Origin of the sequence: Mycoplasmoides genitalium G37, assembly GCF_000027325.1 — a bacterium.
GTDB classification, from domain to species: Bacteria; Bacillota_I; Bacilli_A; order Mycoplasmatales; family Mycoplasmoidaceae; genus Mycoplasmoides; species Mycoplasmoides genitalium.
Genome location: NC_000908.2, coordinates 22,386 through 47,536 on the forward strand (window position 1 = coordinate 22,386; position 25,151 = coordinate 47,536).

At 30.4% G+C, this 25,151-nt stretch carries 21 protein-coding genes; 15 read left to right on the top strand and 6 right to left on the bottom strand.

The annotated features are described in order from the left end of the window. The first annotated feature begins 3 nt into the window (after nt 1–3). The 10 genes from dnaJ (at nt 4) to MG_RS00140 (ending at nt 8,768) form a co-directional block, all read left to right on the top strand. Nucleotides 4–1,173, top strand: coding sequence for a molecular chaperone DnaJ (dnaJ, locus tag MG_RS00095; RefSeq protein ID WP_009885921.1), 1,170 nt, complete (start codon nt 4–6; stop codon nt 1,171–1,173). Further along, nucleotides 1,157–2,083, top strand: a complete 927-nt coding sequence (gene pip / locus MG_RS00100) for a prolyl aminopeptidase (protein WP_009885920.1) — start codon at nt 1,157–1,159, stop codon at nt 2,081–2,083. The genes dnaJ and pip overlap by 17 nt, the downstream gene beginning before the upstream one ends. Further along, on the top strand, nt 2,083–3,621 hold the full coding sequence (gene metG, locus MG_RS00105) for a methionine--tRNA ligase (RefSeq protein ID WP_009885919.1): 1,539 nt from the start codon (nt 2,083–2,085) through the stop codon (nt 3,619–3,621). Before pip ends, metG begins: the two co-directional genes overlap by 1 nt. A gap of 29 nt (nt 3,622–3,650) precedes the next feature. Next, entirely contained in the window at nt 3,651–4,088 is a 438-nt protein-coding gene (gene rpoE / locus MG_RS00110) for a DNA-directed RNA polymerase subunit delta (RefSeq protein ID WP_009885918.1), read from the top strand. 5 nt (nt 4,089–4,093) lie between these two features. Next, entirely contained in the window at nt 4,094–4,960 is an 867-nt protein-coding gene (gene fba, locus MG_RS00115; RefSeq protein ID WP_009885917.1) for a class II fructose-1,6-bisphosphate aldolase, read from the top strand. Beyond that, nucleotides 4,961–6,064 carry a redox-regulated ATPase YchF gene (ychF, locus tag MG_RS00120; protein ID WP_009885916.1) on the top strand — a complete coding sequence of 368 codons (1,104 nt, stop codon included), beginning with the start codon at nt 4,961–4,963 and terminating at the stop codon, nt 6,062–6,064. Between the two features lie 202 nt (nt 6,065–6,266). Next, entirely contained in the window at nt 6,267–7,163 is an 897-nt protein-coding gene (locus MG_RS00125) for a glycosyltransferase family 2 protein (RefSeq protein WP_010869293.1), read from the top strand. 3 nt (nt 7,164–7,166) lie between these two features. Beyond that, complete coding sequence (gene efp / locus MG_RS00130) at nt 7,167–7,739, top strand: elongation factor P (protein ID WP_010869294.1); 573 nt, start codon at nt 7,167–7,169, stop codon at nt 7,737–7,739. Then, complete coding sequence (locus MG_RS00135; RefSeq protein ID WP_009885915.1) at nt 7,720–8,163, top strand: DUF1948 domain-containing protein; 444 nt, start codon at nt 7,720–7,722, stop codon at nt 8,161–8,163. The genes efp and MG_RS00135 overlap by 20 nt, the downstream gene beginning before the upstream one ends. Next, nucleotides 8,163–8,768, top strand: coding sequence for a DUF5453 family protein (locus tag MG_RS00140; protein ID WP_009885914.1), 606 nt, complete (start codon nt 8,163–8,165; stop codon nt 8,766–8,768). The genes MG_RS00135 and MG_RS00140 overlap by 1 nt, the downstream gene beginning before the upstream one ends. Here the strand turns inward: MG_RS00140 and MG_RS00145 are convergent. The 3 genes from MG_RS00145 to polC are packed head-to-tail and all read right to left on the bottom strand — an operon-like array spanning nt 8,758 to nt 14,329. Then, nucleotides 8,758–9,318, bottom strand: a complete 561-nt coding sequence (locus tag MG_RS00145) for a DJ-1/PfpI family protein (protein WP_009885913.1) — start codon at nt 9,316–9,318, stop codon at nt 8,758–8,760. The two genes, MG_RS00140 and MG_RS00145, sit on opposite strands and share 11 nt — an antisense overlap. 1 nt (nt 9,319) lies before the next feature. Beyond that, nucleotides 9,320–9,940, bottom strand: a complete 621-nt coding sequence (gene upp, locus MG_RS00150) for a uracil phosphoribosyltransferase (protein ID WP_009885912.1) — start codon at nt 9,938–9,940, stop codon at nt 9,320–9,322. A gap of 33 nt (nt 9,941–9,973) precedes the next feature. Then, nucleotides 9,974–14,329, bottom strand: a complete 4,356-nt coding sequence (gene polC, locus MG_RS00155; RefSeq protein ID WP_010869296.1) for a DNA polymerase III subunit alpha — start codon at nt 14,327–14,329, stop codon at nt 9,974–9,976. Nucleotides 14,330–14,591: 262 nt separating this feature from the next. Here polC and MG_RS00160 point away from each other — a divergent pair, with 262 nt between their 5' ends. Further along, nucleotides 14,592–16,592: a DUF240 domain-containing protein gene (locus MG_RS00160; RefSeq protein ID WP_010869297.1), complete on the top strand. Its 2,001-nt coding sequence runs from the start codon at nt 14,592–14,594 to the stop codon at nt 16,590–16,592. A gap of 149 nt (nt 16,593–16,741) precedes the next feature. Next, nucleotides 16,742–17,518 (top strand): MIP/aquaporin family protein, encoded by a 777-nt coding sequence (locus MG_RS00165; protein ID WP_009885697.1) that lies wholly within the window; start codon nt 16,742–16,744, stop codon nt 17,516–17,518. Here the strand turns inward: MG_RS00165 and MG_RS00170 are convergent. Beyond that, complete coding sequence (locus tag MG_RS00170; RefSeq protein ID WP_009885698.1) at nt 17,487–18,128, bottom strand: thymidine kinase; 642 nt, start codon at nt 18,126–18,128, stop codon at nt 17,487–17,489. The genes MG_RS00165 and MG_RS00170 overlap by 32 nt on opposite strands. A 28-nt stretch (nt 18,129–18,156) precedes the next feature. On the opposite strand from MG_RS00170, the gene hisS reads away from it, so the two are divergent. The 3 genes from hisS to MG_RS00185 are packed head-to-tail and all read left to right on the top strand — an operon-like array spanning nt 18,157 to nt 22,368. Next, nucleotides 18,157–19,401, top strand: a complete 1,245-nt coding sequence (hisS, locus tag MG_RS00175; RefSeq protein WP_009885699.1) for a histidine--tRNA ligase — start codon at nt 18,157–18,159, stop codon at nt 19,399–19,401. Further along, nucleotides 19,373–21,043, top strand: coding sequence for an aspartate--tRNA ligase (aspS, locus tag MG_RS00180; RefSeq protein ID WP_009885700.1), 1,671 nt, complete (start codon nt 19,373–19,375; stop codon nt 21,041–21,043). Before hisS ends, aspS begins: the two co-directional genes overlap by 29 nt. Beyond that, on the top strand, nt 21,019–22,368 hold the full coding sequence (locus MG_RS00185) for a nicotinate phosphoribosyltransferase (protein ID WP_029329854.1): 1,350 nt from the start codon (nt 21,019–21,021) through the stop codon (nt 22,366–22,368). Before aspS ends, MG_RS00185 begins: the two co-directional genes overlap by 25 nt. Here the strand turns inward: MG_RS00185 and glpK are convergent. Together glpK and glpO are read right to left on the bottom strand one after the other, a co-directional pair. Beyond that, the gene (gene glpK, locus MG_RS00190) at nt 22,365–23,891 is read right to left on the bottom strand and encodes a glycerol kinase GlpK (RefSeq protein WP_010869300.1); all 1,527 of its coding nucleotides are present in this window, start codon (nt 23,889–23,891) and stop codon (nt 22,365–22,367) included. The two genes, MG_RS00185 and glpK, sit on opposite strands and share 4 nt — an antisense overlap. Then, nucleotides 23,882–25,036 (bottom strand): type 2 glycerol-3-phosphate oxidase, encoded by a 1,155-nt coding sequence (glpO, locus tag MG_RS00195; protein ID WP_010869301.1) that lies wholly within the window; start codon nt 25,034–25,036, stop codon nt 23,882–23,884. Before glpO ends, glpK begins: the two co-directional genes overlap by 10 nt. Nucleotides 25,037–25,151 lie beyond the last annotated feature (115 nt).

Below are 25,151 nucleotides of genomic sequence, written 5' to 3' on the forward strand. Positions count from 1 at the left end.
TAAATGGCTGCTGGTAAAAGGGATTATTATGAAGTTCTAGGGATATCTAAAAACGCTAGTTCTCAAGACATAAAAAGAGCTTTTAGAAAGCTTGCAATGCAATATCACCCCGATCGTCATAAAGCAGAAAATGAAACTACTCAAAAACAAAATGAGGAAAAGTTTAAAGAGGTTAATGAAGCATATGAAGTTCTAAGTGATGAAGAAAAACGTAAGCTTTATGACCAGTTTGGTCATGAAGGGTTAAATGCTTCTGGTTTTCATGAAGCAGGGTTTAATCCTTTTGACATCTTTAATAGTGTTTTTGGTGAGGGATTTTCCTTTGGAATGGATGGTGATTCACCATTTGATTTCATTTTTAATCGTTCTAAAAAACGTCAACAACAAATTGTTGTTCCCTATAACCTTGATATTGCTTTAGTAATTGAAATTAACTTTTTTGAAATGACTAATGGTTGCAACAAAACCATCAAATATGAAAGAAAAGTTTCATGTCATAGTTGTAATGGTTTTGGCGCTGAAGGCGGGGAAAGTGGATTGGATCTTTGTAAGGATTGTAATGGCAATGGTTTTGTTATTAAAAACCAACGTTCTATCTTTGGAACCATTCAATCCCAAGTCTTGTGTTCAACTTGCAATGGACAAGGAAAACAAATTAAAGTTAAGTGCAAAACTTGTCGTTCTAACAAATACACTGTTACCAATCAAATTAAAGAGATTAATATTCCAGCAGGAATGTATAGTGGTGAAGCTTTAGTTGATGAAAGTGGTGGTAATGAATTTAAAGGTCACTATGGAAAATTAATCATTCAAGTGAATGTATTGGCAAGTAAGATTTTCAAACGTAGTGATAATAATGTTATTGCCAATGTTTTAGTAGATCCAATGGTTGCTATAGTTGGTGGGGTAATTGAACTACCTACTCTTGAAGGGATTAAAGAATTTAATATTAGACCAGGCACTAAGAGTGGCGAACAGATTGTTATTCCTAACGGTGGGATTAAATTCTCAAAGAGTTTTAAAAGAAAAGCTGGGGACTTAATCATTATTATTAGTTATGCACGTCCTTGTGAATACACTAACTTAGAATTGAAAAAATTACGTGAGTTTATCAAACCTAATCAAGAGGTTAAACAATATTTAAATACTTTAAAAAATGAATACAAAACTTAATGTAAAAGGTTATCTAAATGTTGGTGATAACCATCAACTTTATTACTGAACACAAGGAAATCCTAATGGTAAACCGGTTTTGTATATCCATGGCGGACCTGGTTCTGGTACTGATGAAGGATGTTTAAAGTATTTTGATCTTGAAACAACTTGGATTATTTTATTAGATCAAAGAGGTTGTGGTAAGAGTAAGACTAATGATATCTTTTATGAAAATAACACTGATAAATTAGTTAGTGATTTTGAAATTTTACGTCAAAAATTAAACATTAAAAACTGAACACTCTTTGGTGGTAGTTGGGGTTCTGCACTTGCTTTAGTTTATGCAATTAAACACCCACAAGTAGTTGATAAGATCTTTTTAAGAGCACTTTTTTTAGCTAGAGAAAAAGACTGATCTGAAGCTTTAATGGGATTAGGAAAAATGTTTTATCCTTATGAACACCAACGCTTTATGGATAGTATTCCTAAAGCTTATCAGAACAGTTATGAACAAATTGTTAACTACTGTTATGATCAATTTCAAAATGGTGATGAATCAACCAAAGAAAAACTTGCTAAAGCTTGGGTGGATTGAGAATCAACATTACTTTCACCTATTAACAAAATTCATTCAACAGCAACAGACTTTAAATTAGTTGAAAAACTAGCTTTATTGGAATGTCACTATGCAGTTAATAAAAGTTTTTTGGATGAAAACTTCATTCTAGATAACATTAGTGTTCTTAAAAATAAAAGTATTTATTTGGCTCATGGTAGATTTGATCTGATCTGTCCTTTATATCAACCATTAGCATTAAAACAAGCATTCCCTGAATTACAACTTTATGTAACCAATAATGCTGGTCATAGTGGTAGTGATGCTAATAATTTAGCAACTATAAAACACCTTTTAAAAACTTACCTTTAATGAAGCGTTGTTATATTACAACCCCTATCTACTACGCATCAGGTAAGCCACACATAGGTCATGCTTTTACCACTATTTTGGCGGATGTAATTAAGCGTTTTAAAATCCAAAACGGATATGAGGCTTTTTTGCTTGTTGGCAGTGATGAACATGGCAATAAAATAGAAAGTAAAGCTAAAAGTTTAAATTTAGATCCTAAAACATTTGTTGATATTAACGCTCAAGCTTTTAAGTTAATGTGAAAGACCCTTAATATTAGTTTTGATCACTTTATTAGAACAACTGATGAAATCCATAAACAACAAGTTCAAAAAACATTTCAAGATTTATATGACAAAAAACTAATTTATCAAAGTGAATGAAAAGGGGCATATTGTGTTGAGTGTGAACAAAATTACTTTACTTTTAATAAACAAACAATGTTATGTGAAATAGGTCATAATCTCAGTCTTGTCCAAGAACCTTGCTGATTTATTTCTTTTTCTTCTACTAAAAATTGAATTGAAACAACGATAGGAAAAAATCAACTTAACATTATTCCTAAATCACGTGCTTCTGAATTAAAAAATAACTTTATAAACAATGGTTTAAACGATTTAGCATTAACAAGAAAAAATGTTACTTGAGGAATAAAAGTTCCTTTTGATCCAAATCAAACAATCTATGTTTGGTTTGATGCATTGTTTTCTTATATCACCAATTTAGGATTTAGAAATGGTGATCCTAATTTTATAAAGTGATGAAATAATGACAATAAAGAAAGAGAAGTTATCCATCTTATATCACGTGAAATCACCAGATTTCACTGCATCTATTGACCGATTTTTCTACACTTACTTGATATTAAGTTACCAACCCAATTTTTATCACATGGCTGGATAGTTGATGGTGAAGGGAGAAAGATGTCAAAATCTTTAAACAACGTTATCTCTCCAGAACAATTAATTGATCAATTTGGTGTTGATGGTACAAGATATTGTTTATTAAAAGAGATGCGTTTAGATAAAGATAATCGTTGTAGTGTTAGCATCTTAAAAGAGATTTATAATGCTGATCTTGCCAATAGTTTTGGAAACCATGTTTCACGTACTTTTGGCATGATTAAAAAGTATCTAAACGGCAAATTAGAATACCAAATTATTACTGATAATGCACTTCAAAAAATAATGATTTTAATAGATGAATCAATCGTTCAATTTGATCATTACTTTAACAGTTATGAATTTTATAGAGCGATTAATCTACTTTTAAAAATTGTTTTTGAATTAAGTAAATTAATTGATGATTTCAAACCATGAGAATTGTTTAAAAATCAGGAATTCTCACTTTTAAAACAACTACTTTTTACTTGTGTTAGGTGTGTGCAGGTATGCTATGTGTTGTTAACACCTATCTTAGTAAATACTGCTTCAAAAGTTTTTCATTTATTTAATTTCGCTGATGATGCCTGTAGAAAAGATCAATTAAGAGATGCAACTTTATTAAAAAAAATTATTATCTCTAATTCAATGGAAGTTTTATTTAAAAGAGTAGATTAAGAAAAGTAGTATTAGAATTTTATTGATTTATGCAATTAGAGTACCTCAATCTTATTTCTCAAGCTAAAGTTATTGCAGAAAAACAATTTAAAGCTAACCCTTTTTCTTTTGAAACAATTTGAAAAGAAGTAGTTAAACATTTCAAGATTTCAAAACAAGATGAACCAAGCTTAATTGGTCGTTTTTATCAAGATTTTCTTGAGGATCCTAACTTTGTCTATTTAGGTGATAGAAAATGAAAACTTCGTGATTTTATGAAGTTTGATGAATGGAACAAGATATCACAATCTATGTTTGTTACAAAGGAGATTTTTGAAGAAGGTTATGAAGATCTTTCCAATAAAAAAGTAGAACCTGAGGAAGGAGTTGGTGATTTCATTATGGGAAATGATGGTGATGACAATGAAACTGGCAGTGAAATAGTACAAGGTTTAATTAATGATTCATTCAGTGAGGAAAATCAATAGTAGATATGCTTGTTAACTTTAAATTGATGCTTCAAAAAGCAAAGCTAGGTAAATATGCAATCCCTCACATTAACATCAATAACTATGAATGGGCCAAAGCTGTTTTAACAGCAGCAAATCAAGCTAATAGCCCAATTATTGTTTCAGTATCTGAAGGTGCTTTAAAGTACATGTCTGGTTATAGTGTTGTTATCCCGCTTGTTAAGGGTTTAATTGAATCACTAAGTGTTAAAGTACCAGTGACATTACATTTAGATCATGGTAGTTATGATGCATGTATCCAAGCATTACAGGCTGGATTTAGTTCAGTAATGTTTGATGGTTCACATTTACCATTTGAAGAAAATTTCAATAAATCTAAAAAGTTAATAGAGATAGCACAAAAAACAAATGCTTCTGTTGAACTTGAAGTTGGTACTATTGGTGGAGAAGAAGATGGTGTTATAGGACAAGGTGAGTTAGCTAATGTTGATGAATGTAAACAAATCGCTAGTTTAAAACCAGATGCTTTAGCAGCAGGAATTGGTAATATCCATGGTATCTATCCTAAGAATTGAAAAGGATTAAACTTTCCTTTGATTGAAACAATATCAAAAATTACTAACTTACCCTTAGTTTTACATGGTGGCTCTGGAATCTTAGAAAATGATGTTAAAAAAGCAATTAGTTTAGGGATTTGCAAACTAAATATTAATACTGAGTGTCAATTAGCATTTGCACATGAAATTAGAAAATACATTGAATCAAATAAAGACTTGGATCTTAACAAAAAAGGTTATGATCCTAGAAAACTTTTAAAAGAACCTACTCAAGCAATTGTTGATACTTGCTTGGAAAAGATTGATTTGTGTGGTTCTAGAAATAAAGCATAGATGTTAAGTGCAGGGATAGTTGGTTTACCTAATGTTGGTAAGTCAACTTTATTTAGTGCTATTACTAATTTGCAAGTTGAAATAGCAAACTATCCTTTTGCAACTATAGAACCTAATACTGGCATTGTTAATGTTAGTGATGAGAGATTAGATAAATTAGCTAGCTTAATTAATCCTGAAAAGATAGTTTATACAACCTTTCGTTTTGTTGATATAGCAGGTCTTGTTAAAGGCGCCAGTCAAGGTCAAGGATTGGGTAATCAATTCTTAGCAAACATCCGTGAAGTGGATTTAATTTGTCATGTTGTAAGATGTTTTCAAGATAAAAAAATTGTTCATGTTAACAATACAATAGATCCTGTTTTTGATTTTGAAATTATTGTTAATGAACTAATCCAAGCTGATTTTGAATTAATAACAAACAGAATCGGCAAGCTTAAAAGAAAAGCTGAATCAGGTGATAAAATCGCTAAAGAAGAGTTTGTATTACTTGAAATTGTTTTAAATGGATTAAAACAAGGTCAAATGCCCATTCAGACTCTAAGTGAAAGTGAATTGAAAACAATTAAATCACTTAATCTATTAACAGCTAAACCTATTCTAATAGTAGCCAATGTATCTGAGAATGACTTATTAAACCTTGATAATAATGAAGCTTTAAAAAAATTGAATGCTTTTCTTGATCAAAAAAAGATTCCCAAGGCAATCACAGTTTGTTCTTTAATTGAAAAAGAATTAAGCGGTTTGAAATTAGAACAACGTCAATACTTTTTGGATGAACTTGGCTTAAAAAATTATTCAGGTTTAAACCGAGTAATTCAAGCTGCATATCAAACTTTAAACCTTTGGTCTTTTTTTACTTTTGGTAAAAAAGAAGTTAGAGCATGAACATTTAAAAAGGGTTGAAATGCTCCTCAGTGTGCTGGGCAAATTCATTCTGATTTTGAAAAAGGATTTATTAAAGTTGAAGTAATTAGTTGAGATCAATTGTTTGCAATGAAATCTTTACAAGAAGCTAAAAAACAAGGTTTGATAAGATTGGAAGGCAAAAATTACTTAATAAAAGATGGTGATGTTTGTAACTTTAAATTTAACGTCACTTAAAAATTAATCTATTTTCAAAATGAGTTTTTTCAACATTTATTAATTAAAAATTAATGCTTTTTAAAGTTGAATCTTAATTCATTTTTCAATACTTTTTTAGGCTTCCTATTCTTTAATTAAATTAATACGCTTTTCTAAAAGTAAAAGTTAAGAAAAGTACTTTTATTCAAACAAAAACGTTTTTATAATTTTAGAGATAGTTGTGCCAAGTAAGTATTTATTCACCGTTATAATTCCAACATACAATTGTTGTCAATACATAAAAAAGGCATTAGATTCATTGCTTTTACAGAATGAATATTTTTTAAAAACACAAGTACTAATAGTTAACGATGGTTCACTAGACAATACTAAGGAAGTTGTTAGTGACTATTTAATAAAGTACTCCAATATTAGTTATTTTGAAAAAACTAATGGTAATTGGGGTAGTGTTATTAACTATGTTAAAAAAAATAAATTAGCCTTAGGTCAATATATTACTGTTTTAGATAGCGATGATTATTTTTTAAAAGATAGTTTTAAAAAAGTGGCTCGTTTCTTTGGCCATGACATGATCATTGGCGCTTTTTATTGTTATATTAATGAAAATAAAACTCGTTTTTTAAAACCTTATTTCGGTAAGACTGGTGTTATTAAAGAACATACCAAATTAAGAACCCCCCATTCCCAACCTATTGCTAAATTTTACAGTAATAAACTTTTCTATGAACTACATGATCTTAAGGAAAAGTTATTCTTCCAGGATTGTTTAATGTATCACGATGCTATTAACAGAGTTGAAAGTGTTTTTTATTTGCGAGAGCCTTTAGCAGTTTGGTTTTCTACAAGACCTGGCAATTCTACAACAACTTCTTGAGAAAATCCAAATAAATTTAATGCTTGGTGTGAAATTCTCCAAAAAATGAATTTGTATGGAGCTGGGATAGTAATCTACATCTATACTATGCTACCTGGATTTCTAAAACAACTAAAGAAAAAACAACTAATACTGAATTTGAACCATAAACCAGCTTACACTTGATTACCTAAACCTTTAGCGTTTATTTTTGGTGGTTTAATGGCATTTAAAACCAGAAAATACATTAAATATCCTAAGTAATTTATGGCAGAAATGATAGAAGCAAAAAATCTTCGTAATGGGCAAACCATCTTCGGTCCTAACAAAGAGATTTTATTAGTACTGGAAAATACATTTAACAAAACCGCAATGCGCCAGGGAATTGTTAAAACTAAAGTTAAAAACTTAAGAACTGGGGCTATTGTTTGGCTTGAATTTACTGGTGACAAATTAGAACAAGTAATTATTGATAAGAAAAAAATGAATTTCTTATACAAAGATGGTAATAACTTTGTTTTTATGGATCAAAAAGACTACAGTCAGATTGAGATTAATGAAAAAAAATTAGAGTGGGAAAAAAATTTCATTACTGAAGAAATTGAAGTTACTGTTATTACTTATCAAGATGAAATTCTAGGAGTTAATTTACCTGATTTAGTTCCTATTGAAGTTGAGTTTGCTGAAGATGCTATTCAGGGCAATACTGCTAACATGGCAAGAAAAAAAGCACGCCTTGTAACTGGTTATGAACTTGATGTACCCCAATTTATTAATACTGGTGATAAGATTGTAATTGCCACTGTTGATGGCAATTACCGTGAAAGGTTTAACAAATAAATTAACTAGAACCCAAAGACGAATTGCTGTAGTGGAATTTATCTTTTCTCTCCTCTTTTTCTTACCTAAAGAAGCTGAAGTTATTCAAGCAGATTTTTTAGAGTATGATACTAAAGAACGACAACTAAATGAATGACAAAAACTAATTGTTAAAGCATTTAGTGAAAATATCTTCTCTTTTCAAAAGAAAATTGAAGAACAACAATTGAAAAATCAATTAGAAATTCAAACTAAATACAATAAAATATCAGGAAAAAAGATTGATCTTTTAACTACTGCAGTTGTTTTATGTGCACTTAGTGAACAAAAGGCACATAATACTGATAAACCACTTTTAATTAGTGAGGCATTGTTGATTATGGATCATTATTCACAAGGTGCTGAAAAAAAACAAACTCATGCTTTATTAGATAAGCTCTTGTAATGAAACGTAACTGAAGACAACACTATAATGTTTTTTTAGCTAATCTAGTTTTAGTATTTGGCTTTGCTTTAAATATTTTGGTTGCAAAACAATCTTTAAATAACACAACGCCCCAGTTCAGGTTTTTGTTTGTAACTCCTTTTCTTGGCGTTGTCATAGGTGCTGTTCTCTATTTTTTTGATGTTAAGTGGTTTTTAATTGACTATCCATACAAGAAATTTCACTTTCAAAAAAAATGAGCAATTGTTTATTTATCAGGGGTTATTGTATTTTTTTTAAATGTTTTAATTGGAGTAGTTTTACTTGTTGTAATGGTTAATTACATTACTAACCAAATTCTTGAAAGGGAATATGAAAGATTATTTACAAATTCATTACCTTATTTATGATCAACAACAGGAACTAGTATTGTTTTAAGTCTTATTAGTATAGGAATGAGTAAAACTGCACATTTTTTTATTGATATAGAGATTTTGAAAGCCAAAAAAGGAGAACCCACTGATCCTAATAAAACTGATAATAGAGCAGTTGTTATTAATCTTGATGAGAATAAAAAGAATGAAAAAGAACAGTCCCCTCCTTCTGCAGAAATGACTAGTCTTTAATTTCACTACCAAATAACCTTTTATGAACAAGCTCATTTAAAGTGTTATCTTTTAAAAAAGTGCACACAATAACTGTTGCAAATTCCAAAGCACAACCAGCACTTCTTGCTGTTATTAATTTATTTGCTACTGTTACTTTTGCTGTTGATCTGTTTTCAGACATAACTAAATTTGGGTTTGGAAAAGAAGAATAGATCTCATCTTTAGTGATAATACCATGTTTAAATAGAACATTCGGTGTGTCACAAATAGCAAAAAGATAAAGGTTATTTACTTTGAAATAATTAATTGTTTTAAGCAGTTTTTCATCTTTATCTAAGTGTTTTGTAGCTCCTATTCCACCGGGAATATAAACTGCATCAAATTCTGATAAGTTAATGGTGTTGACAATATTGTTAACTTCAACAACACCATTACTAGCAGTTATCTTTTTTAATGAATGGTGATAACATGTTGTTTGTATTGTTTTAATGAAACTAAATACAACCATTACATTAGTATATTCAACATCATTCATCTCTGGATAGACAATAACAAGTATCTTTTTCATTTTATTTAGTACCAAATAAACGGTCCCCAGCATCACCAAGACCAGGGATTATGTATCTATTGTCATTTAACTTTTCATCAATTGCTGCAAGAAATATATCAACATGAGGATGCATTTTTTCTACTTTATTAATTCCTTCAGGTGCTGCTACTATAGCAATAACACTAATTTTGATAGGTTTATCTTCTTTAATAGATTTAATAGCAGTTAACAATGTAGTTCCAGTAGCAAGCATAGGATCAAGAATAATAACATGTGAATCAGAGATGTTTTCAGGCATCTTTTTATAGTATGAAATTACACTGGTTGTTTGGGTTTGACGATAGATTCCTAAATGACCAACTCTGATTTTATCTGAATAGCGAACAATAGCATCAATCATTCCAAGTCCAGCACGCATAATAGGTACAAGAACAATGTCATTTTTTAATTTGTAGCCCTTTGTTTTAGCAAAGGGAGTTTCAACTTCAACTGTTGCTAGTGGTAGCTGTTTAGTTGCTTCAAAAAAGAGTAATGAAGTGATTTGATTCAAGGCCATGCGAAACTGGGAGGTTGTTGTATTTTTATCACGCAGTTTTGTCAATTCATTCAAGATTAAAGCATGTTGAACTTTTTTTATCACGTTAGTTATCTTTAAATAAGTTTAAACTAAAAATTAGTTGAAAAGTTTATGATCATCTTGATGTTCAAATTCATCAAACAGTTGTAATTGTTCCATCGTTTCAACGTGTTTTTTAGTAATTTTGGTTCTTTTTTTGAAATCATTTAAGGAAGCAAATGGTTTTTCATTTCTTGCTTCTACAATTGAAGAAGCTACCGCTTCTCCCATTCCTGGAATAGTGATGAAAGGCGCAATTAAAACACCATTATGTTCAACAAACATCCTTGCATTAGAGTTTTGAATAGAGATTTGTTGCAACTTTATATTGCGTGCCATCATTTCTAAATAAACTTCATAACTTGTTAAAAGCTCCGCTTCTTTTGGTTTAATCTTTTTTATTCTGTAAAGCTTATTAAGTTCATCTAAACGGTTTTTAATAAATTCATACCCTTTTTCAAAACCATTAATATCATGTTCCTTTAGTTTGAAACTTAATAAACAAGCATAGTAACTCAAAGGGTGATAAAGCTTAAATCAAGCAATTCTTCAAGCCATTAAAACATAAGCTGCAGCATGTGCCTTAGGGAATAGATAATTAATTTTTAAACAAGCATTAATCCAATATTGTTCAACACCACAGTTTTGCATCAGGCTAACTTCTTTAGCATTTACTTTAATACCTTTTCTTACTTTTTCCATGATTTCAAAAGCATCTTTTGCTTGCATCCCTTTATTAATTAGATAAAGCATGATGTCATCTCTACAAGCAATTACATCTCTTAAAGTTAACCTATTGCTTTTAATTAGTTTTTGTGCATTATCTGCTCACACGTTTTTACCATGGCTTAATCCTGAAACTCTAATTAAGTCAGCAAAGTCTTTAGGTTTTGTCTGTTCTAAAATTTTTCTAACAAATTTAGTCCCAAATTCAGGGATACCAACCGCTCCTGTAACTTCATCAACAATGCCTGGTTTTAGGTTTAATGGTTTGTTTGAAGAAAACATCGAAATTAAGTTCTTATCAAAGTGAGGGATATTTTGGGGATTTATCTTAGTTAGATCAGCTAAGTGCTTTAACATTGTTGGATCATCTTGACCTAAGATATCAAGTTTTAATATGGCATCACCTAATGCATCATATTCAAAATGGGTGGTCTTTCATTCACTTTCAACATCATCTGCTGGAAAACCACAGGGAGTAAATTCATAAACAGAATGATCACTAGGAAAGATCATAATTCCCCCTGGATGTTGCCCTGTTGTTCTCTTAATTCCTATAAGCTTTTGTTTAAATCTTTCAATTTCAGCAGTAGTTGCAAGATCAACACGTTTAATGATTTCAAAATAGTTTCTAGCATAACCATAAGCAGTTTTTTCAGCAACTGTTGCAATTGTTCCTGCCCTGAAGGTGTTATTAACTCCAAATAATTTTCTGACATAATCATGGGCTTTAGCTTGATATTCGCTAGAAAAATTAAGATCGATATCAGGAATTTTATCACCAGAAAAACCCATAAAAGTAGCAAAAGGAATGTTATGACCATCACCTTTGAAACTTGCTTTTTCATGGCATTTAGGACAATCACGAATCATCAAATCATATCCATCATCAACACTGTCACTAACTTCAAAGTAATGACATTGTTCACAAAGATAATGAGCAGCTAATGGATTGATTTCTGATATACCAATTAAATTAGCAATTAAAGAAGAGCCTATAGAACCACGTGGACCTACAAAATAACCATCTTTAACAGATTGTTCTACTAATAGATGGGAAATTCAAAAGACAATTCCAAAACCATTACTAATGATTGCATTTAGTTCTTTTTCAATTCTTTCCTTAATAAGTTTAGGTAAATTTTTACCATACCTTTTTTCAGCTTGTTTTCAAGTTTTATCAATTAATTTTTGGTTAGAATCTTGCATCACTGGTGGATAAAGCTTGTTTTTAGTTGGTACTAATTCATTTAAGTCAAGTAGCTTCACTATCTTATTAGTGTTTTCAACGACTAATTTATAGGCAATATCTTCTCCTAAAAAACTCATTCTTTTTAGCATCTCATCAGTGGTGTGAAGAAATACTTCAGGAACGGTTTGTTCTTTTTCTTTATTGTTAAAGTGTCTATGTCATTTCCCACCTAAGCCCTTAGCACAAACTATTGCCTTATAATATTCATTTTCCCAAGGATGGATAAAGTAAGCATCAGATGCAACAGCAACTAATTTCTTAAGTTTTGTTGCTGTTTTGATAACTAGTTTGATTGCATCATTAATAAGTTCTTTTTTCAGTCCTTCACGTAGTGTATAACCAAGGTAAGCATTGGGTTGTGAAATAAGCACAAAGTCAACTTTTTCAATTGCTTTTTCAAGTTCATTAATTGGTTTTGTTAATGCAGCTTTAAAGATGTCACCCTGAACAGGGTTTTCTGTTAATAAAAAAGATTTTCTAAATTTAGCTAAGCTGCTAGCTAAAACTAATGGTCTGTTAGCATTATGATCTGTTAATGCAATTGATAACATCTCATATAGGTTTTGAAAGCCCCGTTGGTTTTTTACATAAACGATTGCTGTGTTTGTAAATACCCTTTTCATCAGATCAATTTGACACTTTTTATTTAGGTTTTGATCTATCTCTGTTAAGGTATTAATACCCATTTCTTTTAACTGCTTTTTAAAGTAAAAGAAAACTTTTTTTAAAGCTTCTGTATCATATTCAGCACGGTGTAATCTTTCATCATCAAATTCAAGTTTTAGTTTAGAACAAATATTGCTTAAAGTATGGGATGAAAACAAGGGATTCAATGCTCATGATAAACATAAGGTATCAATCAGTGGGTTTGTTAATGGTTTGATGTTGTATTTTTCAAATTGAGTTTGCAAAAAGGGTAAATCAAAATTAATACCATTATGAGCTACCATAACACAATCATCTAGATAATTTCTTATCTTTTCTAAACCTTGCTGTTGATCAATACCGCCTTCAAGCATCTCATCAGTTATTTTGGTGATTTCAGTGATTGTTTTTGGGATAGGTTTGTCAATTTTTAAAAAGAATTGCTGATGATCTATCTCGCTGTTATTCTTAATTTTGCGTGCTGAAAACTCAATAACATCATCATACCTACCATGTAATCCAGTGGTTTCAATATCAAAAATAACAAAGGTGGCATCACTTAACTTAGTGTTATCTGGGTTGTGAACAATTTTGATGTGATCATCAGTTAAGTTGAATTCCAAACCATAGATAGCTTTTAAATCATATTTTTTAGCCACTTCATAAAACTTGGGATAAATATGGATATTATCTTTATCTGTAACAGTTATTGCTTTTCAACCTCTTTCTTTAGCAAACTGTGCATATTCTTCAATGTCATTGATACCATCAAAAGCAGTCATTTTAGTATGAAAAACTAACTCCACTCGCTTTTGTTTTGATAAATCTAACCTTTTATAGTTATTAGGTATTTCAACAGGATTTATCTCTCTAACAATTCCATATAAGATTTGAGTATTAGGGTCACGTTCTACTTGGATATGGGCTTTTATCCAATTGCCAATAGTAATTCCTTCAATCTTTTTTTCATCAGTATAGGATCATTTCAAAATTAACGATCCACCTAATTGAAAATCAGTTACATAGATATTAAGTGTTTTTTTACCAGTTAAACTTTCATGGGTTTTTAATTCAAAGATTTGCCCAATAATCTTGACATCATCGATCTGTTGGTTAATCTTGTGGATAGGGATAAATTCTGTTGCAAATACCTTTGTTTCAAACTGCTTATCATATTGAGAAACAGTTACAGCTTTTACTTTTAATTTAGATTCATTTTTATCAATAGGATAAAGTGCAATGAAGTTAAAGTTTTTAAAACCAGCATTATTCATCCAAAAAATGAAAGATTTACTTTTTTGAACTAATCATTCAGTTAATTCTTTGGTTTGACATTGTGCTTTTAATTCGTCATTTTCATAACTAAGAAAATTGGGATTACTTAACTCTTGTTCAATGAGAATTTTGTATTTCTTATCTTTTGAAAAGAAACTGTGAAAATAGTCTTTAATAATAGCTATCGTTACAGAAGAAAAACTATTTTTTGATTTAAAGAATGGCTCATTCTCCTTAAAGGTAATGGTAAGTTTAAAAGATTCATTATCAGCTTTAAATCCCTCATTTAATTCATTAAATCCTTCATATAAAGCATTTCAAATATCAATAGTTAAAGGGCGACTAATAGTTATTGCAAATAGAAAAACCTTCTCTTCAATATATTTATTAAAGTAAATTGATTCAATCCTTTCAATTAAGCTGTTAAGCTCATTGTGGTCAAGGATATTGTTATCTATCAAAAAATTGGAGAGTGCAAGAACCTTTTTATCTTTTTCATTCTCAAGATTAAATACCATAAGCGTTTATTAAAAAAATCAAAATAAAAGATCGAAATTTATCAATAATTATTTTTAGTTTTAGCCACTTTTTCGTAAAAAAAAAAAAAAAAAGCAGTTTTTGCTATTTTAGACTAAAAGTGGTTATATACCAAAATTTAAACCTTCTTTTGGTTAGTTCTTACTAACAGTTTTAAATGTTACACAAGTTTTTCAAAGTGTGAATTTAAAAACTTCAAATAGTTGTTTATTCTGTATCTAATTAACCTTTAATCTTTCAATAATGAAAACAATTCATAAACTATTTTTAGGTCTTTGTTTACCCGCAACATTAGGTCCTTTACTTGGAATTGTTGTTACAAATACTGACCAAAGTATTAAGTTTACAAGCAAATCAAATTCGATTAATAAGAATAACCAAAATAAAGAGTTGGCTCTACTTAGAGATAATTTGATGAACGAAGCGAAAGTTGATGAACCACTTTCCTTTGAAAAACGGTTTGAAAACTTTAAAAATAAGTATAGTGATATACATAGCTTAAATAACAGTGTTTTTTCACTTCATGACGTTTATGACTTATTAGGTGGATTTAAACAATCATTGACAACATTTTTTGATGAAGTGATTGCCCAACAACAAAAGATCAAGGATGCAGATAAGATCTTTCCAAGTACTAAAGATAATCCACCTAAAGAAGAAAATCCTAATGTTTTAGATACACTAGCTAACTACCAAGGAGCAGGATTTTTCCCTAGTTTAGGTAAAAATGGTTTTAATTTACCTGAAGCAGTGTTCCAAAATTTCACTGATTTTAGGATTAATGACTACAAGATTAAAAATTTTAATGTTGATCTTGTTAGTGAAAATGACATTATTAAACATGATAAAGTTCGTTATGCTTTTGAAGTTAAGTTCAATATTGCTTTAGTTTTATCTATTAATAAGTCAAATGTTGATTTTGACTTTGATTTCATTTTAAAGACTGATAATTTCTCAGACATTGAAAACTTTAATGAAATTTTCAACAGAAAACCTGCTTTACAATTTCGTTTTTATACCAAGATCAATGTACATAAGTTAAGTTTCAATGGTAGTGATTCCACTTACATTGCCAATATCTTGTTACAAGATCAGTTCAACCTATTAGAAATTGATTTAAATAAATCTATTTATGCATTAGATCTTGAAAATGCTAAAGAACGCTTTGATAAGGAATTTGTTCAACCTCTTTATCAAAAACGACGTGAAGCAAAGCTTGCTTGAGAAGAAGAACAGAGACGCATTGCTGAAGAACAACGTAGACAAGAAGAGGAGAGAGCTAGAATCTTAAAAGAGTTAAAAGAAAAAGCTGAGAAAGATAAAAGAGTTAAAGAAGCACAAAACAACCTTCAAAAAGCACTTGGTAACTTAGATACTTTCTTTAACTTCTTTAGCAGTGGTCAAGATAGAGTTTTACTTGGTTTTGATCCAAATAAATACAATGTGCAAACTCGTGAAGGTTTGTTTAAAGCATTACAAATTTCCTATTCTAACTTCAAAACTTGAACATTCTATATCTCCTTGTTGGGGTGAAAAGAAGGTAGTGTTAAACTGTTGAAAAAACCTATCTGAAATGCCTTGAGAGATGATAAAGCATTTCAATATGCTTTTGGTTTAGGTCCAAATACTTCTGAACAACAACTTGGTAGAGTAACCCTACCTGGTTATGGTTATGAAGGAATTAGAATGAGTGATTGGTTGAGGTGAGCATTGGGTTACTATACTAGTTTCACTTTAAGTCCACCTAAAAATGTTGAAGCTAATCTTATAGGTGATGCTAATGATAAAAAACACATTTGAATCTCACCTCATACTTTCAAATTAAACAGAGAGTATGGTGATGGTGAAAGATTCAAAGGTAAAGCATATCGTTTTAAACTATCAATAAGTTTTGAACTAGAAGGTCATTTAACTGCCCACTGATGAACAATTGCCTTTAGAGGTAGTATTCCTGGAAGCTGAAGTGGTAAGTTAAGAGTTACCCATGAGTTTGATGGTGATGTGCCTTACTATAGATTACATACAACTCCACCACAATATCGTTTAACTGATGATATGAAATTATTGTTTGTTCCGCACAGTATCCAAAGGGTAACTGCAGTTGGTAATGAAAGCATTAATGGTCTTCTCAGATCACAAAACCTTCATAACTTGGAACGTCAATCATATGAAGCGACTGCTCCTATTGATTTAATATCATATATGCTTTATGCAATTAGTGATAAAAAACCACCTCAAAAATAAGTTTTATATCATTAACGTTTAAATAAATATTATTGCTAAGATTACTTTAAACTTGTTAGCAAACTTTAATCATTTTTTAGCTAAATTAAACAACCAGTTAATTAGTAAACAGTTCCAGAATTAAAATCAAATATTAGTTAGTTTTTATTTTGTATTTTCAAAATTCTACTCAATTAGGATGATGGTTTCTTGCTGAATTGATAGGAACATTTATCCTAATTATCTTTGGTAATGGTGCAGTTGCCCAAGTTAATTTAAAGAAGATGGCTACAAGTGAAACAAAAGCCAAGTTTTTAACAGTTGCACTTACTTGAGGAATAGGTGTTTTATTTGGTGTTTTAACTGCTAATGCTATCTTTAAGGGTAGTGGTCATTTAAACCCTGCTATATCATTATTTTATGCAATTAATGGCAGTATCAAATCACCTACTGCATTAATATGACCTGGTTTTGTAATTGGGATTTTAGCTCAATTCTTAGGTGCAATGATAGCTCAAACAACACTTAACTTTTTATTTTGAAAACAACTATCATCAACCGATCCACAAACAGTTCTAGCAATGCATTGTACAAGTCCTAGTGTATTTAACATTACTAGGAATTTTCTAACTGAATTTATTGCAACTTTAATATTGATAGGTGGAGTTGTTGCTGCTAGTCACTTTCTTCATAACAACCCAAACTCTGTTCCTCCTGGATTTATGGGGCTTTGATTGGTTGCTGGGATTATTATTGCTTTTGGTGGCGCTACAGGCTCCGCAATTAATCCTGCAAGGGATTTGGGAACTAGAATTGTGTTTCAATTAACTCCAATTAAAAATAAGGATGCGAATTGAAAGTACAGCTGAATTCCAGTAATTGCTCCTTTATCTGCAGGATTAGTTTTATCAATAATTATTGGGTTTTCCCCTGCACCTGTTCTTTAAAGTTTTTGGTTTTAACAGTAACGTGCTTTTTAGTTAAAAATGAGTGGTGCAGTTTGCATCTAGCTTCATAAGCTTCTGCATCACCAATTAAGACAAGGTTATCATTAGTATTTTTATTTACTAGTCTTTGGGTTCGTTGTGCTAAACTACCACAAACATTGCAAATAGCATCAAGTTTATTAACTACATCAGCTATTGCTAAAAGTTGGGGAATACAACCAAAAGGCTCAGCTCTAAAATCAGTATCAAGCCCAGAAATAATTACATTTGTTCCTATCTCATTGAGAGTTGTAACAACTTCTATAATCTCATTTGAAAAGAATTGTGCTTCATCAATGGCAACAATTTGATAGTTTTTATCAACTAAGTGATCATAGATCTCAAAAGGAGAATTAATAGTTATTGCTTGATCATATTCACCGTTGCGTGATTTGACAATATTAGTTTGTCTAGTATCAATTATTGGTTTGAAGATAACAACTGAAATTTTGGCTATCTTTCACCGTTTTATTTTGTGAAGTAATTTCTCTGTTTTTCCAGAAAACATTGGGCCACAAATAACTTCAGTTCAGCCCTTTTTGGTTTGAAAAGATGGTTGATATTTACCCATATAATTTCGAAATTATAATTAATGACACATGAACTTCTTGCAAAAACCAAGGGGAGTTAAAGATTGGTTTGGTGATGAATTAGTTTATTTTAATTGGATTGTTAAAAAAATAAGATCTTTAGCATTTAATTGGGGTTTTAGTGAAGTTAAAACTCCGTTGTTTGAAAATGCACAACTTTTTCAAAGATCTAATGCTAATGCTGATATTGTTCAAAAAGAACTATACCAGTTTTTTGATAAATCTCAAAGAGAATTAGCTTTAAGACCTGAAGCTACTACACCAATAGTAAGACTTGCTTGTGAAAACAAATTAATGCAAGAAGCAAATTTTCCCTTAAAGTTATTTTGCATTGGTTCAATGTATCGTTATGAACGTCCACAAAACAATAGGTTTCGTGAACATTGGCAATTTAGTTGCGAAGTATTTGGTTTTTCCAACCTGTTTATCTTTTTAGATACACTTTTGTTTGCTAACTCTTTGCTTGAAGCACTTGGAATTACTGGATATGTGCTTAAAATTAATAATCTTGCTAACTTTGAAACACTTAGTAAGTGAAATAAAGCCCTAAAAGATTATTTAACTCCATATAAATTAGAACTAACTGAGCTTTCTCAAAAAAGATTAGAAAAAAATCCTTTGAGAATTTTAGATGACAAGATAGATCAAAAAAAATCATTTGTTAAAAATGCTCCTAAAATTACTGATTTTTTAGATGCAAGTGCAAAACAAGATTCAGAATTGTTAAAAACACAACTAAAAAAACACAATATTAGTTTTGAATGAACAGACAATCTAGTTAGAGGATTGGATTACTATACTGGATTTGTGTTTGAATATGTAAAAAATCAAGACACAATTTTAGCAGGTGGAGTTTATGATAACTTAGTTGAAGAATTAAGTAGTAATCCAACTCCCGCATTAGGTTTTGCTTGTGGAATTGAACGGTTAATTAACTGTTTAGAAATTGATAAAAAAGCATTTATTTTGAATACTAAACCAAAGCAGATGTTAGTAATTTGCTTATTTGAAGAAGCGCTTGAAGAATTGGTTTGACTAGCTAAATTATGAAGGGAATATAACCAAGTAACTATTTATCCTAAGGTTATTAAAGTTGATAATGGGATTAGATTAGCAAATCGCTTGGGTTATACTTTCATTGGCATTGTTGGAAAAACTGATTTTGACAAAAAAGCTATTACAATCAAAAACTTAGTATCTAAACAACAGACCATTTACACTTGAAATGAACTTGGAGAACGAAATGTGTTTTAACCAACGAATTTTAATTGGCTCAATTTCAACTGAACAACTCAATAAAACAATAGTTATTATTGGGTGAATTAAACGGATTAAAAAGTTAGGTGAAATTAACTTTATTATCGTTGGTGATAAATCAGGAACTATCCAAGTAACTTGCAAAGATAAAGAACAGATTCAACAACTTACAAGAGAAGACATAGTTATTGTTAAAGCCAAATTACAACGCTTAGATAGTGTTAGATTTGAACTGATAAATCCAACTATTAAACTTTTTTCAAAGTCAAAAACTCCTCCTTTAATTATTGAAGATGAAACTGATGCTTTAGAAGAAGTTAGGTTAAAATACCGTTACCTTGATCTGAGAAGACGTTTGATGCAAAAACGATTGTTATTGCGTCATCAATTTATATTAGCAATTCGTAACTGATTTAACCAGCAGGGTTTTATTGAAATAGAAACACCTACCTTATCCAAATCAACTCCTGAGGGAGCACAAGACTTTTTAGTTCCTGCAAGAATTAGAAAAGATTGTTTTTATGCTTTAGTTCAAAGTCCACAAATCTATAAGCAGCTCTTAATGATTGCAGGAGTTGAAAAATATTTTCAAATTGCAAGGGTCTATCGTGATGAAGATAGCAGAAAAGATCGTCAACCAGAACACACACAAATTGATTTCGAGATCTCTTTTTGTAACCAAAAAATGATTATGAATCTAGTTGAAAAACTCTTTTTTAGTGTTTTCTTAGATGTTTTTCAAATCAAAATAAAAAAGACTTTTCCTGTTTTTAAATTTTCAGAACTTTTTGAAAGATTTGGTAGCGATAAACCAGATTTACGTTATGGTTTTGAAATAAAAGATTTCACCTCGCTTTTTCAAGATCATCAGAATCAGTTCACTAAATTAATTGAAGCAAAAGGCATTATTGGTGGTATTGAACTTACTAATATTGAGTTAAGTACAGACAAAATTAAAGCATTAAGAAAAATTGCTAAGGACCATGATGTGAGTTTAGAAGTTCATAATAAAAATAATTCAACATTAAAAACTTCAATTAAATGTGATGAAAAAAACACTCTTCTGTTAGTAGCAAATAAATCTAAAAAGAAGGCATGAACTGCTTTAGGAGCAATTAGAAATGAGTTGAAATACCACTTGGATATTGTCAAACCTAACCAATACAGCTTTTGTTGAGTTGTTGATTTCCCTCTCTATGATTTTGATGAGAAAACAAATCAGTGAATATCAAATCACAACATCTTTTCAAAACCTAAACAAGAATGAATTGATAATTTTGAATCAAATAAAAACGAAGCATTAAGCGAACAGTTTGATCTTGTTTTAAATGGTTTTGAAATTGGTAGTGGTTCAATAAGAATTAATGATCCAATTGTTCAAAAAAGACTAATGAATTCTTTGAACATTGACCCAAATAAGTTTGCTTTTCTTCTAGAAGCTTATCAATATGGTGCTCCTGTTCATGGTGGAATGGGACTAGGTATTGATCGTTTAATGATGATTCTTAATCAAACTGATAACATCAGAGAAGTAATCGCTTTTCCTAAGAATAATCATGGTATTGAAGTCCATACAAACGCTCCTGATAAAATTGACAAAGAGGAGGTTAAATGATGGATAAAAGAACTAGTGAAATAGAGTTTCACTTAAAGAATCTTTTGGCTTGTGATGCATATAAACTTTCACACCGTTTAATGTATCCACAAGATACACAAAACCTTTATAGTATGTTAACTGCAAGAGGTGTTTATGGTGATTTTAAGGAGTTTGTTTGAAACCATGATTTTGCTAAAGAGATCCTTTTGAATGTATTTAATGGTTTTGTAAACAGTGTAATTGAAGTTAAAAAAAACAAATTGCTAGCTGCAGCATTGACAGATAAATTAGTTAGTGTTTTTAATGATCATGAATTGGCTAATGAATTCACACAACACATCTGTCATTTAGCTAGTTTCTTAGAGAAAAATAAAAAAATGCCGTTAGTTGCAAAGATCCATGAAAGTGATCAATCATTACCATTTAGAACTCCTTTAATAACTATAGAAGGAGTTGAAAATATTCCAAACAACTTTGTATGGTTAGTTAATTACTTTGAAACTGTACTTCTAGAAAACATTTGGTTGTTTCAAACTGCTTCTACAGTTGCTAAAAGAATTAAATCTTTACTTGAAAAATATGCTAAAGAAACCGCAGATGAAACAAGTTTTATTAATTTTCAATGCCACGACTTTAGTATGCGGGGCATGAGTAGTTTGCAAAGTGCTTTGTATGTTGCTAGAGCACACTTGCAATACTTTACTGGAAGTGACACGATCTTAGGTGGGGATAATTCTCGTTCAATTTTAGCTTCTGAACATTCAGTGATGTGCGCAGATGGTAGTAAACATGAATTGAAAACTTTTCAACGTTTATTGGAAAAGTTTAAAGATAAAAAACTTTCTTTAGTGATTGATTCTTATGACATGTGAAATGTCCTTGATAACATTATTCCAAGGTTAAAAAACTTAATCTTAATGCGTGGTGCTACGCTTTATTTGCGTGCTGATTCTGGTAATTATCAAACTCTTATTTGCAATCCTAATTACAAAAAGCAAGATAAAAGTACATGAGCAATGATCGATTACTTAGATCATCATTTTAGTTCAACTATAAATAAAAAAGGTTATAAGGTTTTAAACAAGAAAATTGGCATTATTTATGGTGATGGAATCACCTATCAAAAGATAGAATGGATCTTAAATTGTTTAAAAAACCATGGTTATTGTTCTTCAAACATTATTTTTGGAGTTGGTAGTAGCACTTATCAAAATTTAAACCGTGATACTTTAGGTTTTGTATACAAATTGACTGCTATTAAAAGAAATAATAGATGGATAGGCGTTAAAAAAACTCCCATAACTGATCTATCTAAAAGTTCAAAAGGCGGTAGATATAAAACAAAGCGATTAATTACAGTTTATTAATCAATTTCTTTCCATTTTAAAGCACGTTCAACTGCTTTATGTCAACTGTTAATTTTGGTTTTTCTTATGTTTGGGTCCATAGTGCTTTTGAACTTTTTATCAAGAGTAGTGAGTTTTTCAAGTTGATGAATGTCTTTTCAAAATCCACAAGCAAGTCCAGCTAAAAAACAAACACCAACTGCAGTGGTTTCTTTATTTTTAGGGATAGAAACAATTACATCTGCAATATCAGCTTGAAACTGCATTAAATAGTTTGATTTAACAATCCCCCCATCAGCTTTAATGCTAGTAATCTTATAGCCTAGATCACTTGCCATTGCATTTAATAAATCATTAGTTTGAAAAGCAATTGACTCTAAGCTAGCTTTTACTATGTGCTCTCTTTTAGTGCTTGCTTCAATTCCTAAGATAATACCCCTAGCACTAGCATCTCATCAAGGAGCTCCAAGTCCACTGAAAGCTGGTACAAAAACTAGGTTTTGTTCATTTTCTTTTGCAAGTTCTGCATAAAAATCACTTTCCTTTTCTGAATAGATAATTTTTAATGCATCCCTTAACCATTTTATAGCCGCACCCGCTACAAACACACTACCTTCCAATGCATATACAGGTGGATGATTTTCTAGTTGCCATGCTACTGTTGTGAGCAGATTGTGCTTTGAGAGTGTTGGTTTATCACCAATGTTCATGAGTACAAAACATCCAGTACCATAGGTATTTTTTACCATTCCAGGTTCAGTACAGAGTTGACCAAACAAAGCTGCTTGCTGGTCTCCTAAAACTGCTCTAATTGGTACAATACCTTTAGCATTACTAGATCAGTGATTAGTTTCAATATCACCAAAGTAAGCATTGGAACTCAGAACTTTAGGTAAGATTGAAACTGGTACTTCAAATAAATCACATAACTCTTTGGATCACTCCATTTTGACAATGTCAAATAAAAGAGTTCTTGAAGCATTTGAAACATCTGTAACATGCATTTTTCCATTAGTTAGTTTTCAGATTAATCAGCTATCAATGGTGCCAAATAACAACTTTTTTTGCTCCATTAGTTTCTTTGCTAAAGGAACATTTTTTAAGATTCAAGCTATCTTAGTAGCACTAAAATAGGGGTTAATAGGTAATCCAGTTTTTTGTTTTACTTTGGTTTGGATTAACTTATCCTCATTGAATTTTTGACATAGTGCTGCAGTTCTTTGATCCTGTCAAACGATGGCATTATAAACAGGCAAACCATTTTCTTTATTTCATAAAACTATTGTTTCTCTTTGATTGGTAATACCAACTGCAATCACTTCATGAGATTTGATTTGTGCTTTATTTTTAGCACTTTGCATGGTAGCTAGTTGGGCTGATCAAATTTCTAGTGGATCTTGTTCAACTCAACCACTATTAGGAAAAAAAGTGTTAAATTCGTTTTGTGCTATTGCTATTTGGTTAAGATTGTGATCAAAAACAATTGATCGACAAGAACTAGTACCTTCATCTAAGGCAATAATGTATTGTTTTTTTAGATCCATGATAAGTTGTAATTAGGATTTCAATTTATCTTCTTTTTTAACTTTAAATTAAGGAGTTCAACTGCTCTCTTAGCAATAGCAGGACTTGATGTTAAACCAGGGGATTTCATGCCACCAAGGATGATAAAGTTAGGATTGCTTTTTGCTGTTCTAATAACAAAGTCATTTGTTTCAATATCAATAGCTCTTGAACCTGCAAAACTATAAATACTATTTTCAAATTGCAATGAAGGAACCATTTTTTTACCAATAGTTTTAATTTGGTTAATTGAATCTAAATCTATGGAACGAGTTTTGTTTTTTTCAATTCCCTCAACTGCATTAGGTCCCACAAGGATATTACCATCTAACATCTCAGCAACAACTACTCCCTTACCATGGATAGTAGGTACCATAAAAATAATTGTGTTAATCTTAAGGTTGTTTTGATTTTTTAAAACTAGATATTGTCCTTTTCTTGTTGTTTGTTTAAAATTATCAACTTGTGTAGTTTCTGCTAGTCAATCTGCATAATGACCAGCTGCATCAATTAACTTTTTGGTTTTAAATTGTGGTGTTGTTTCATTGTTAATAAAAACTAAAAAATCATCATCAGAATCTATTTCAATTTTTGTAACTTTTTTATTTGAGTAGATGGCAACATTGTTTTGTAAACTAGCAAGGGCTAAACACTTGGTTGCAATTAAAGGGTCAATTAGTCAACTACCTTCAACTTTTAAACTAGCTACTACATTTGGATTGATAAACGGTTCTTGCAATAAAGTTTGTTGTTGATCTAATATTTGAATGTTTTCAACAGGAATTGAGTTTTTAATTCCCCTTTCTTTTAACAAATTTAATTGAAGTTTTTCTTCATTGTTGAAAGCAACAATTAAAGTAGCAATTTTTTTCCTTGGGAAGATTAGTTTTTTAAATCAATCCTCAATTCAGATTTTTCTCCCTAAGATGTTGTATTTGGCAGTTAGCTTATTAGGATTAGGATCAATTCCTGAATGGATTACACCACTGTTAGCCTGCGAAGTTTCACAACCCAAAAAAGCATTTTTTTCTAAAAGTGCAACTTTTAATTTATATTGGCTGAGTTCATATGCACAACTAGTACCGATGACACCCCCACCCACAATTAAAACGTCAATTGTTTGCATTAATTAATCTTCTAGTATTTAGTTAGTTATTTTGCAAAAAAGGATTAGTTTTATAGTTGTGATTTACTTTTTGGTATCTCTATAAAAAGTAGTATCAAACATTTTTTTATCTTTT